General features: G+C 63.9%; 11 protein-coding genes and 2 pseudogenes. 9 read left to right on the top strand and 4 right to left on the bottom strand.

Translation table 11 applies throughout. The features are described 5' to 3' along the window. Positions 1-34 precede the first annotated feature (34 nt). The 6 genes and pseudogenes from ACNQS7_RS04445 to ACNQS7_RS04420 all read left to right on the top strand — a co-directional run bounded on the left by ACNQS7_RS04445 (position 35) and on the right by ACNQS7_RS04420 (position 5,289). Complete coding sequence (locus ACNQS7_RS04445; protein WP_418011595.1) at positions 35-844, top strand: hypothetical protein; 810 nt, start codon at positions 35-37, stop codon at positions 842-844. 242 nt (positions 845-1,086) lie between these two features. Beyond that, on the top strand, positions 1,087-2,298 hold the full coding sequence (locus ACNQS7_RS04440; protein WP_418011594.1) for a hypothetical protein: 1,212 nt from the start codon (positions 1,087-1,089) through the stop codon (positions 2,296-2,298). Further along, complete coding sequence (locus ACNQS7_RS04435) at positions 2,295-2,780, top strand: hypothetical protein (protein WP_418011593.1); 486 nt, start codon at positions 2,295-2,297, stop codon at positions 2,778-2,780. Before ACNQS7_RS04440 ends, ACNQS7_RS04435 begins: the two co-directional genes overlap by 4 nt. 256 nt (positions 2,781-3,036) lie before the next feature. After that, positions 3,037-3,548, top strand: a pseudogene (locus tag ACNQS7_RS04430) (helix-turn-helix domain-containing protein); the annotation flags it as partial. A gap of 170 nt (positions 3,549-3,718) precedes the next feature. Further along, positions 3,719-4,039, top strand: a complete 321-nt coding sequence (locus ACNQS7_RS04425; protein WP_418011592.1) for a DUF732 domain-containing protein — start codon at positions 3,719-3,721, stop codon at positions 4,037-4,039. Positions 4,040-4,542: 503 nt separating this feature from the next. Then, positions 4,543-5,289 carry a hypothetical protein gene (locus tag ACNQS7_RS04420; RefSeq protein ID WP_418011591.1) on the top strand — a complete coding sequence of 249 codons (747 nt, stop codon included), beginning with the start codon at positions 4,543-4,545 and terminating at the stop codon, positions 5,287-5,289. A gap of 54 nt (positions 5,290-5,343) precedes the next feature. Here the strand turns inward: ACNQS7_RS04420 and ACNQS7_RS04415 are convergent, their stop codons facing one another. Together ACNQS7_RS04415 and ACNQS7_RS04410 are read right to left on the bottom strand one after the other, a co-directional pair. Next, entirely contained in the window at positions 5,344-5,880 is a 537-nt protein-coding gene (locus ACNQS7_RS04415) for a hypothetical protein (protein ID WP_418016259.1), read from the bottom strand. A gap of 291 nt (positions 5,881-6,171) precedes the next feature. Next, positions 6,172-6,276 (bottom strand): annotated as a pseudogene (locus ACNQS7_RS04410) (DUF2510 domain-containing protein); the annotation flags it as partial. Positions 6,277-6,653: 377 nt separating this feature from the next. Between ACNQS7_RS04410 and ACNQS7_RS04405 the strand changes: the two are divergent. The 3 genes from ACNQS7_RS04405 to ACNQS7_RS04395 all read left to right on the top strand — a co-directional run bounded on the left by ACNQS7_RS04405 (position 6,654) and on the right by ACNQS7_RS04395 (position 9,234). Then, positions 6,654-7,319, top strand: coding sequence for a vWA domain-containing protein (locus ACNQS7_RS04405; protein WP_418011590.1), 666 nt, complete (start codon positions 6,654-6,656; stop codon positions 7,317-7,319). Between the two features lie 219 nt (positions 7,320-7,538). Beyond that, positions 7,539-8,471 (top strand): protein phosphatase 2C domain-containing protein, encoded by a 933-nt coding sequence (locus ACNQS7_RS04400; RefSeq protein ID WP_418011589.1) that lies wholly within the window; start codon positions 7,539-7,541, stop codon positions 8,469-8,471. Between the two features lie 7 nt (positions 8,472-8,478). After that, entirely contained in the window at positions 8,479-9,234 is a 756-nt protein-coding gene (locus ACNQS7_RS04395) for a hypothetical protein (RefSeq protein WP_418011588.1), read from the top strand. Between the two features lie 156 nt (positions 9,235-9,390). Here ACNQS7_RS04395 and ACNQS7_RS04390 read toward each other — a convergent pair whose 3' ends face one another. Both ACNQS7_RS04390 and ACNQS7_RS04385 read right to left on the bottom strand, forming a co-directional pair. Further along, positions 9,391-9,519: a hypothetical protein gene (locus ACNQS7_RS04390; protein WP_418011587.1), complete on the bottom strand. Its 129-nt coding sequence runs from the start codon at positions 9,517-9,519 to the stop codon at positions 9,391-9,393. Between the two features lie 692 nt (positions 9,520-10,211). Then, entirely contained in the window at positions 10,212-12,044 is a 1,833-nt protein-coding gene (locus tag ACNQS7_RS04385) for a PE family protein (protein ID WP_418011586.1), read from the bottom strand. Positions 12,045-12,110: the final 66 nt, after the last annotated feature.

Raw genomic sequence — 12,110 nt, 5'->3', positions numbered from 1 at the left:
GTCCGCGGCACTAGCCGCATAGCCCACTATCACGATGGATGACACGAGGACGTCGTATACCGCCTCCGGGGAGGTGACCAGTCCCGGCCCGGACACAACCGACGTATTCGGGCTCGACGAAGACAGGAAGTACCCATTGGCAGAGAAAACGGGCGCTCGACTCGACACCGTCGACATCGCGGATGACTCCGGATGGCAGGTCGATTCAACGCACGAAGCTGACGTGTTCACCAAGGGCGCCGTCACGATCGAAGTCCGCTACTCGGCGGACGACGACATCGAGAACGCCGTGAAGCGCAGTGCGAGCGAGGACTTCGACACAATCGGTGAGCACACGGCCGCCAAGTTCGACCAGTTGCGTTCATGGCTGACCGGCCGCCCGTACATGGGGGCACCGCCACTCCAACCGGCTGACGGATCGCAGGCGGATTTTGCAGCGGCGGCCGGTGGGTGGGCCCGCGAAGAGTTCATCGCGGCGGTGGAGGATCCGGTCGGCTACGCATTTCTCATGAGGCTCCTAGAACTGATCGACATCAACAGCCGATTGCCATCAGACGGCAAACACGCGCGCTTGTACTTCGGGAAGCGACCGGGCGGTGCCGTGTTCTTCTTTCCGTATGGCAGGCATTTCCCGCCTTTCAAACTCGCCGTCAGGGCCGGCGAGCTCTTGATCTCTGGCTGTTGGAAGGGAAATTTTGCGGTCACCGGCCACCCCGGGTTCGCTGCTCTGGCAACGTTGTTGGGCCAGGATGAACGTGGTCCGGCGAGCGCGGTTCCGGTCGCCGGCCTTGATCCGGATGAGTTGTGGGGGGTAGCTGAAGATGTTTCTCGCGCGATCAATTGACTCTGTTCGATACCTGCGCCGGTGACCTAGGGCCGTGAGGCACGATGGATTCGAAGAGATCTGATGTGGTGGCGGTTCATTGCGACGGCCGCATAGTCGACACTTTGTCCGCACGGCCCGTCAGGGTGATGCCAAACGGGCGAGCCGGTGTCGTTTACAACGGTGTGGTTTACCCGTTGTACGAGGGGAATGTAGTCCGACTCGAGGACGAACCGGTAGCCAAGGGCGAGTGCAATCGATTCGTGCCGGCAGATGCGCAGATCCCCTACGCGTCTAATGTTGATCGGGGCAGCGTGGCCGTTGTCGATCACCTCGGTATCGAGGCGTGGTATGTGGAAACGAATCGGCTGGGCCACTACCTTGCCGTCAAATGTTCGCGCACTGCGATTGAGAAGCTTGTCGATGCGGTCAATGAGATCGGCCTTGGTGTTCGGGGTTGGGGCGAGAGCAGACGACGCGCCGATGACGGCGTGTTCTACGACTGGTACATACGGCTGGAATTCACGGGTAGCCGCGAGAAGTGCCTGCAACGGGTTGAGGAACTCCTGGTCGCGGAGGACGACGATATCGACGAGACATTCGAGGACGAGGAGCCTGGCGATCGGGAGGTTCGACGGGGGGAATTGACGGATCTTCTTATGGCACTGGCGAGCACGCCACTCGATGCCGAAGATGTCGCAGTACGCATCGCGACCTTCGGGGAGGATGCCGAGCTTGGTTGTGGCTATCTGGCGTGGCGCTACCGCGAAGTCTGTACGCGGCCCGGCCACGTGGTCGAGGATTCCGCGGAGAGCGAACTCGCGGCGATGGCGACACTGGTGCGTGATGAGAAGGCGCTGTTAGCCCGTCTCTCGTCGCTGGACGGGCCGTTCCTCGCGGGCGGCCCATATCTTGCCGAACGGGCCTTAACCGCCGAGCTTGACCGGGTCGACACTGACGACAGCTGGTGGTCACCCGACGATGCACTTCGCCGTTGTCGAACCAGCCTGCACTATCTGCATACCGCGACGGTTCTGTCTTTCGGAACCGACAATGGCTTCAACCTTCTAAGTCCGACGCTGGAGCAACTGAGGCCGCCAGATGCGGTCCGTCTCGGCAACGTTCCGAGCAGTGTCGCTGCAGCGGCCTCAAACCTCACCAGGTTGATCGAGCTGGTCAACGAACTCATCGGCGTCGACGACCCCGCCGCACTGCGCCGAAGGGGACGGGCAGAACTGTCGGCCCTGCAAGACGGAGAGTTTGACTGTCTCGCCGATCTACCCGAGATGTCTCAGCCACATGATCAACCGCTGCTGGGGGACCTTCCGTTCGAAGTCTTGCCGCCGGGGGAGTTGCTGAGCTCATTCGTCGACGAACTGCGCAGGTCGGGAACGTATCTCGACAGAGAAGTCGACCAGCGCCGCTTGGAGGTCTTGACAAAGTTGCGCAGCGTTTTCCATCCAGGACGTCGATGATGCACCGCGGTGCGTTCAATTCGAGCGGCAGGGACAACGGCTATGTTGTGCTTCGACTGGCCCTGCCCGGCGGCCAGGGTGAAGACGCCGTCGCCATCAGCCCGTGGAAGGGAGAGCACGCGACATTCGTTGTCCGGCATGGGTGCGGCGAGCAGCGCCCGTGGCCGGACGTTCTCTCCAAGACGAAGAGGGAGGCCAAGGAACTCGGTGCCCATCGACTCGTGTTCCGCGTTGGCCTGGACTACCCCATCGAGGTGTATGACGCGATGGTCAGCAGGATTGTGGCGTTGCTGAGATGCACACCTGAGGAGTTCGACAAGGGCGAGCTCTACTTCGACTACGGACTGGGTTACTACCGAGTACGGATTCCCGATGACTATGACGACGGTGGTCAGGTCGCAGGGGCCGCAACTCGACACGAAGCGGACAGTGGAAACAATAACTCGCTCAACCTGATTCAGAGAATCCTGAACTGGTTCTAGACAGCGATAGGTGGCTGGTGCATGGATTGCGCTCGCGACCTAGTCGGCGCCATTCATCGATAGGGCAGCCGACATCACCGAGTCATCCCGCACGAGGAGGTAATCATTGGCAGAGAGAATTGCGCTCGACTCGACACGGTTGATATTGCGGATGGATCCGGATGGCAGGTGTCAATGTAAAGGCTCAGGACATGTTGGACGACAGGAGTTCTGGACATCCTTGACGGGTTCAGCAAATGATTGACGGTCTGGTTTGATGCTGATCTTGAGCGATGAGACGGTTAGGGGTCCGGCCGATTGGGTGACTGAGTACAGGTATCGGGCGGATCTTCAGGTGCTCGACGGGGTCCCAAAGCGGAGGTCGCACGGGAGAGTGGCGCTTCTCGCCAGTCGGTGCATTCGTGGGTCATCCGCTACGAGGCCTTCAGCTTGCCGGGCTTGGCCGATCGATCGCGGCGGCCGTTGACGTCGCCGAATGAGTTGGCGCCGGCGATGGTCGCGATGGTCGGCGAAATGCGAACCTACCTGCGCTAGGGAGCGCAACGCATCGCCCACGAGTTGGCCCTGCGGGAAGTAGCGTCGCCGCCCTCGCGATCGAGTGTGTACCGGATCTTGGTGCGCCACGGGTTGGTGTCCTCCCAGCAGCAGAACCACAAACGCAAGTACCGGCGCTGGCAGCGCGACGCGCCGATGCAGCTGTGGCAGATCGACATCATGGGTGGGGTGTTCTTGGCCGATGGTCGTGAGTGCAAATTGGTCACTGGTATCAGACCCGGTCGCGCGCCGGAAATCCGATCGATGAAGACGCTTAACGACTCGACCTCGTGGGCAACAACATACAGTCGGGAATGTTATCGGAGGGCAGAACGCAGCGGGCCCGCCCGCGGTACGCGGAGGCGCGGCAATGAAACGGTCGGTTTAGGTAGGAGGAGCAGAGCATGAGGAAGCAGATGGCAGCTTTGGCAGCGGCTGTTTTCCTGCTGTTGTTGTCGGTAGGTATCGCTCATGCCGACGGCAACGATGACGCTTTCATTCAGCAGGCGCACAACTTCGGCGTTACGGGGCCTGCCGCTGATCTCATCAATAACGCGCGCCAGGTCTGCAAGGGCCTTGCTTCCGGAAGCAATCCCGATGACCTCGCGGATGCTTTCGTCTCTCAGCTGGGCTTCAGTTCGGGTAACGCGGCTAAATTCGTTGCCGTGTCCGTCACCCACTATTGTCCGCAGTACGGCAACCTGCCGTTCAAAAGGCCCCACTGAGAGCGATTGGCGAAACTCGCCGTGGCCGGCTGGGATGTGGCAGCTGCAGGTAGCGTATCCGCGCTAAAAGGAGCGGGGGGGCGTAACAGCTCCTCAATTCTGGTCGTACCACGCAGTTTCTGCATTCAGATGAATCCATTTGCTGGCACCGTCACATCGTGTTGGCACTTGCTGGAGCGGTTAGTGTCGCGTCATGCCGTGCGCGATGTGCCGGCCGATAGGGCGAGCGCGGTGAACAGTGATAGCGCCTTAACGCTGAAGCGCCTGTTGTGATGGCCGAAGACTCGAGCACGCCGACAGGCGGCGGACGGCATCGCCGGACTGGCTCTCGGCACGGGTCGCTGATTCGCCAAGCTGGTTGTCTGACCCTCACCATCGGGGTGGTGGTCGCTATTAGTGTCGCGGCTGCGCGGACAGACTTGGGGGGCGGACTTCGGGTACTGCCCACGGAAGCCTCGACGAGGCCGACGACGGGGGAGTCCGTCGGGCCGCAGGCTCCAGCGATGCCGCAACGACCGCCCAGTGTTGCGACGGAGAGTCTCAAGGCCGATTTTGCGCGGTTGCGCCAGCGGGTGAGTGGCACAGTCGGAGTGGTCCTCAATGCCGTTGGCACGCATCAGATTCCAGTGATTCTGGGCAGCGCGCCGGCTGGGCCGGCATGGTCGACGATCAAAGTTCCATTAGCAATCGCGGCGCTGCGACACGCAGGAACGGCAACCGTCACACCGAATATCACCGCTGCAATCACAGAGTCCGATAACGATGCCGCAGAAGCACTGTGGGCGAGTCTCGGCGATCCCGCCGTCGCCGCCAGGAAAGTCGAAGATGTCCTGCGCGAAGCGGGTGATCGCACGGTGGTGGAGTCTGAACGGGTGCGTCCTCCGTTCACCGCATTCGGTCAGACCATGTGGGACGTGTCCGAACAGGTCAAATTCCTCTCGTCCGCCGTGTGCGATCAGCGCAACAAACCGGTCTTCGATCTCATGGGACAGATCATCGACGGCCAAAGCTGGGGGTTGGGCCGCATCGCTGACACGCGCTTCAAAGGCGGTTGGGGGCCCTCACCGGCGGGCAACTACCTTGTCCGTCAGATCGGCGTCATCGCGAGTGCGGGCGGAATGACCGCGGTTGCGGTGGCACTCGAACCATCATCAGGAGCTTTCGCTGATGGCGTCGGCGACATCGACGAAGTCACCCGGTGGCTCGCCGAACACATTAGCGCTCTCCCGAAGGGGGTCTGCGGGAGCTGACCCAGCAGCTGCTTCACGACGGGGGAGATAACTGGGTCATTGTTCGCCGCGGAGTCAGTACCCCGGTCGCGGGGCCTGTGCGCGTCGGTAACTCAGGCAGGCAAAGATGCCCAGTGCCGATAGGCCGAATGACAACCCGCAGCCTGCCACCAAACCGAATCCAGGTGCGAAGTGACTGGCGGACAAGCCCGGCGGATCGCCGAAGGTGCCGCTGAGATCGAGCATGTAGCTGATGCACACGATTCCTGCGATGCCGCCAAGACCCGCCAGTACGACGCCGGTGATCACCCGTTGATGGAGCCACAGGAATGTCGTCGCGCCGATTATGGCAATGACGCCCAACAGCAGCGTGATCCATCCAGGGTTGTCCGTATGCAGTGCTCGCAGAGCGGGGGAGTCGACGTCGCCGTTCAACGATGTGCCTCCATCGGACATCTTTATTCTGAAACTGGGGTCGCCGAGGCCGGGGAACGAGATGCTCACCGAACCAAAGACGCCGGTCTCGACCTCACCTGTCGCGGTAATTCGACCCCAGGTCAAGAAAGACACGATGATCAAGGCGAGGCCGATGCCTGCCGCGAGGAAGCCCACAAATCGCTCAGCGCCGGAGTTCATCCTGGCGGTCAACCGCGACACCAGCTGCTGCGGAACGGGGTCCGCGGGAGGGCCATAGGGACCGGCAACTCGGCGGTCCGGAAAGGCTGCGTAGGGATCTGGTTGTGCGTGACTGGCGCCAGCTGCATACGGGTCGGCGGGGGCGTTAGGAGGCGGGCTCCAGGGAAGGCTGCTGGGGGCCGCCGGATACGAAATTGTTGGTGGCACGGGGTTCCAGCTAGCCGGCGAAGCATACGGGTCGGTTTGCGCGCGGCGAGGTGAGGGTGCAGGTTTACGCTTGCGTTGCGGTGTCCAACTTTGTCCGTCGAAGTAGCGCAACGCATTTGGTTCGTCGGGGTCGTCGTGCCAGCCGGGGGAATCAGGTGTCGCCATGGCATTGCCCTCCCAATCCGATTCCGCCTCCCGCTTCAAGGAGAATATCGCGGGGGTCGGTCAAACAGTTAGGGCATGGGCAAGGTCGGCACCTGACCCTGTCACGCCACTTTGTGAAGTAGCCGTCAAACCGGCCAGCTTTGCCGGCAGATCGGCGAATCAAGCGCGACCGTGGTGTCGAGTGTTTGCCAATCCAATAACGGCCACGTTGATTAGGGTGAGTACGGGCCGGTCTGATGTTGAGCCATTCGGCCCCAGCGTGTACGCCGCTGGTGCTAGCCTGACGAAAAGTTGCAGCAGCTGACAGCGAGCCGCCAGCTAAGTCTACGCGCGCGGATCGCGCGCTCGGTCAACAAGCAACAAGGGGGCGAGACGGTTTGGAACCCAAAGGATCGATTCTGCTGGTCTACTTTGTTGCCGACGAGTCGGGCTCGATGGCACGCAACATCGGCGAACTAAACGACGGTCTCATCACATTGCAAGATGAGCTGCAGAAGCAGCCTTTTGCCGCCGCACGAGTCAGGTTTTCGGTGATCGGATTTTCCGACACGGCCTTCACACATCTTGAGGCCGCCGACTTGCGCTCGACGCAGTGGTTGCCGACCCTGACAGCCCAGGGTTTGACGTCCTATGCTGCGGCTTTCGACCAATTGGGCTATCGAATCTCGGTCGACATCCCGCACTTGAAGCATCAGGGATTCTCGGTATTACGTCCTGCGGTGTTCTTTTTGACTGACGGCCTGCCGAGCGCCAATGACAATTGGCGCCCCGCTCGGGCGCACCTGCTGGCTCAGCCGACGAGGCCGAACATCTTGACATTCGGCATCGGCGACGCCGACGCGCAGGTAGTGGCCGAGCTGGCGACCAACGAGCGGTATGCGTTTAAGTCCGCGCGCGGCGTCGACACCGGAGCGGCGTTGTCAGAGTTTCTCACTTCGTTGACGCAGTCGGTCATCAGTTCGGGCCAGGCGGTGGCTAACGGCAATGCTGAACTGCAGTTCGATAAGCCAGAGGGATTCACGCTGGCAGTCGACCTCGTCTAGCACGAATCGATGCCGTCTTTCAAACGAGGTCGACACCGTGGCGCCCCTGCTGCCACGGACGTGCCTAGCCGGGAGGCCTGGGTGTCGGGCGGCCAGTCTGCCACCAGACACGAGCCTGGACCGTCGCTGTCCCCGCCCCCGCGGCGTCGGGCTCAGCGAGGCAGTCGGGATTCTGTCGAGTGGCAAGATAGTGCATCACCGGCCCGGGGGCCCCACACCGTGGCTGATGTCGTTGGGCCGCTGCATATTCCGCAGATCACTGTTGGGCCACCGTCACATGCGGCCGAGCCGGCACCGATCGGCGACGATCACCGCGATTACCCGTTTCGTCCGGATCTGGTCGCCGACGGTTGGTCCACCAAGGCGTTGACGGTCCGCGGCGTTTCACAGCGCGGGCACCTGCACAGGTACAACGGCGCTCCCCGCCAGGACGACTTCGCCGTGCACCACATATCTGGGGGGCGTCTGCTGGTCGCGGTGGCCGACGGCGTGTCGGCGGCCCCGCAGTCCCACCTGGGCGCCAGCGCGGCCGTCAAGCAAGCCATCATGTGGTTGAGGGACAACCTCGATCCTGAGATCGGTCAGACCGACTGGCTGGGCATGATGAAGAATGTTGCGTGGTCCCTTGCCGAGTACACCCAGCAGCTCTTCCGCTTGGCTGAACCAGACCCGGTGCGCGCGGAGATCGAGTTGGCCACCACACTGGTGTGCGGAGTTATCGAACCATTGGCACCAGGAGCACTGCGCGCTCATCTGGTCGGTATCGGCGATTCGGGTGCGTGGTTGATGACCTCGGGGGCATTCACGCAACTTCTCGGTGGAAAGACGTCGTCCGACGGCGGGATCGCATCGTCTGCGGTTACGGGTCTTCCTCGGGTACCAAAAGGCTTGGTACCGGTGGTGGCCGATGTGGGTCCCGGTGATGTGCTGCTGATCGCAACGGACGGTATCGGCGATCCGCTGGGAAACGGCCAGGGTGGAGTCGGAAACCTGTTTCGGGAGGTGCTGTCGACCTCGTCACCGCCGTCTCTGATCGAGTTCGCCCACGCGGTGGACTTCAGCCGCGAGATGTTTGACGACGACCGGACCCTGGTCGCCGTGTGGCCGCGGCCATTCCGTACCTGGTCGAGTTATCAAGGTTCGCCGGAGTAGGTGAGAAATGACGCGAGAACCGATCAGCCGCGGCAACTTGGGCCCCTTAACTAAAATCGGCCAGGGCGGCCAGGGCGTGGTGTACCGGGCGCCGAAGGTCAAAACCAAGTTCGCCAACGCGCTGGTCTACAAGGAATACAAGGCAGCGGTGCGCGGCGACATCGACTTCGACGCCCTGTCTTCGATGCCGGAACTTGTGGAGAATTCGTTGTCGTACGCCGACGGCGAACGCCTGATTTCCGTAGCTGCGTGGCCGTGCGCGATCGTCGAAGACCAAGGCCAGTCAACGGGGTTCGTCATGCCTGAGATTCCCGAACGATTCTTCATATCGCTCACGACATTAAAGGGAGTGTCCAGTAACGCAGCCGAGTTCCAGCACCTGCTCAATCCCGAAACGGTTCTGCACGCTCGCGGCATCGCGATCGATGAGGTGAGGCGTTACGCGCTACTGCTAGAGATCGCGTCGACATTGGCGTTCCTGCACTCACACGGGGTGTGCGTCGGCGACATCTCCCCGAAAAATCTGCTGTTTGCTACGGAGCCGCGCGCGGCAGTCTACTTCATTGACTGCGATGGAATGCGCATCGGCAACGTGTCGGCGCTCCCGCAGGTCGAAACCCCCGGCTGGGAGGTGCCGCCGGGCGAAGAACTCGCGACCGTCTACTCCGACAGTTACAAACTCGGCCTGCTTGCGCTGCGACTGCTCGCAGGGGACCAAGACGTCAAAACGGGGGGAGTATTCCCTCAAACGTCCCGAACCTGATGCGCAGCTTGATCACTGACTCGTTGAGACCCGAACCGCAGAAACGTCCGCTGCCTGCAACGTGGATCTATTTGCTGGGGCAAGCCCTCGAAGAAGCTCAGCATCGCCAGAAAACCGAAGCAGCCCAGAAAAAAGCTGCGACGCCAGCCGCGAAAATCACTCAGGCAGCAACCGTGCCCCCACCTCCGACGACGCCTCGCCGATCGCCGGTGCCCGCGCCAGTACCAGCATCCGCGCCGCCGCCCGTCGCAACAGCTGCGTCGGGGCGCGCCGGTTGGATCGCATTGGCTGGCGTAGTTGTCGCCCTGTTTGTCGTAGGTGCATTGCTAATTGGCGGATTCAGCCAGTCTGATACATCGTCTACCGGTGCAACCACCCGCCAAACCACGTCGGAGATTTCGACGTCTGCGTCCGGCACTTCTTCGGCACCGACCTCGGGCAACGCCTGGAAATCCCCGACCGGGTCGGCTCTGCCGCCGCTAGTGACCGCACCCGATTCCAACAACGCGAGCTGCCCGGACGGATACCATTTTTCAAACCAGTCCGGTTGGGCCACTCACGCCGGGCGAGGATCGACAAAGACGTCTTGTACGTTGGCGTACAACGTGCTGATGGAGTATTGGGGTTACGGGAGCGCTGATCACGGTACCCGCACGATCAGCGTCCGTGGAAGTGTCGACTGCCCTAGTGTTCGCAGCAGATTGAGTTCGGTTGCGTGCAACGGCGACGCGTTCTTAATGACCTGCTCTAGTGTCGCAGGTGAGTCGTGGATCACCTGCACGGGCGGGGACGATGCCCGCGTCTACCTGTACTAACAGACGTAATCCTTCAGGTACGGCCAATGGCGCTGCTGTGGCCGGGCGCTGGTGGCACTGCGGGCCATGTGGCTCCGGCAGCACCCTCCTATCGGTAACAATGCTGACTGCGGTGCTGGCGGCCACGGCGGCGCCGGTGTACCGATCTGATCACAACCGGATTCACCCGTCCTGTCCGGCCAAGCCGTCAGCACCCGTATCACCAGGAGTAGCAGACCCTCCCGGCGATGACCCAGTCCCGGCCGTGCCGGCGCCTCCGCCGCTGACCCCGCTGCCTCCGCCGCCTCCGGTTCCGCCGGGTCCGGCGCTGCCGGCGATGCCGGCCTGGCCGAACCAGCCACCGGCACCGCCAAGGCCCCCGGTGCCGCTGCCGCCGCCGTTGCCGCCGTTGCCGCCGGCTCCACCGGTGCCACCATCGCCGGCGTCACCGCCTTGGGTGAACGTGCTCGGGGCGAAGGAGGCGGCGTCACCGCCATTGCCGCCGCGACCGCCCAGGCCGCCGTCGCCGCCCAGGCCGCCGTGTCCGCCGATGCCGGCGTTGCCCCCGGTGCCGCCGTGCCCGAACAGCAGCCCACCGGCGCCACCGTTGCCACCCGGTCCGCCGGCACCGCCGGCGCCGCCCTGGCCTCCGGAGCCGCCGGCGCCCCCGTGGCCACCCTGACCGCCTTGAGCAACGAGCGCTCCTGTCGCCCCGCCGGCCAAGTTTGACTTGCCGCCGGCGCCACCTGCGCCACCATCGGCTCCAATTCCGCCAGCGCCGCCGGTGCCGCCGATGCCGCCGGCTCCGCCGGTGCCCGCCAGTAGCCCGCCATGACCACCGTTGCCGCCTGCGCCTCCTACGCCACCGGCGCCGCCGGCAATTCCTGTGGCGCCGCCGCCGCCATTACCGCCGAACCCCGAAAAGCCTTGCGACCCAACGTTGTCGGCCAGGGCCCCGCCGCCGCTTCCCCCGTCGCCGCCCGCGCCACCGGGGGCCGATGCGTTAGTCCCGTTACCGCCGTTGCCTCCGAAGGCCAGACCGCTGCCTTGTGCAACGGCACCGCCGCCCGCACCGCCGGCGCCCCCGTTGCCGCCGGAGCCACCGGTGCCTCCGTTTCCGCCGTGTGCGGTACCGCTCAACGGGGCGTACTCCGTGGCACCCGCGCCGCCGGTGCCGCCCGTGGCACCGAGACCACCGTCCGCGCCGTCGCCACCGGTAAAGCCGAAGGCATCGCCGGTACTCGGGTTGAAGGTGCTGCCGCCCGAACTGCCCGTAGCGGCTGTGCCGCTGACCACCGGGTTAACGCCATCGGCGCCGGCCAGACCGGTTCCGCCCTGACCGCCGGTGCCGCCGGCGCCGAAAAGCATCGCGCTGCCGCCATCACCGCCGCGCCCCGGCAGGCCGCCGTTGATGCCCGCCGTGGCGGCGCCGCCGTGGCCCCCCGCGCCGCCATTGCCGCTCAGCCATCCACCGGAACCGCCCCCGCCGCCGAGCGCGCCGGCCCCGCCCGCCCCGCCGAACCCGCCGTTGCCGATTAATCCCGCGCTGCCGCCCTTGCCACCGGCCTGGCCTGGCGCGCCCGACCCGCCGCTGCCGCCGTTGCCCCACAGCAGCCCGCCGTCGCCGCCGTTTGCGCCGCTGCCGGGGGCGCCAGTGGCGCCGTCGCCGATCAGCGGGCGCCCGAGCAACGCCTGGGTCGGCGCATTGATGACATCCAGCAACAATTGCCCGACGTTGGTCGACTCCGCGGCTCCGTAGGCGCCCGCGCCGGCGTTGAGGGCCTGGAAGAACTGGGTATGAAAAGCCTCGGCCTGCGTCCTGACCGCTTGATAGGTCTGCGCGCGAGTACCGAATAACGCTGCGACGGCCGCCGACACCTCGTCAAAGCCGGCAGGCAACACCTCCGTGGTGGCGGCTGCGGCCGCCGTATTGGCCGCCGTCAACGAAGAGCCGATGCCGGCCAGAGTCGTGGCTGTCGCCGACATCGCCTCCGGCGCCGCGAGAAGAAATGACATTTCCGCCGTCCTCCACTGATCAGAGCGAATCGACTCGCACCCGACCACGGGGCGAACCAAGTCAAC

The organism is Mycobacterium sp. 23 (assembly GCF_048287075.1).
Taxonomy (GTDB): Bacteria; Actinomycetota; Actinomycetes; order Mycobacteriales; family Mycobacteriaceae; genus Mycobacterium; species Mycobacterium gordonae_B.
Note: the sequence above shows the minus strand (reverse complement) of the source record. Positions and strands in the feature narration are given on the sequence as shown.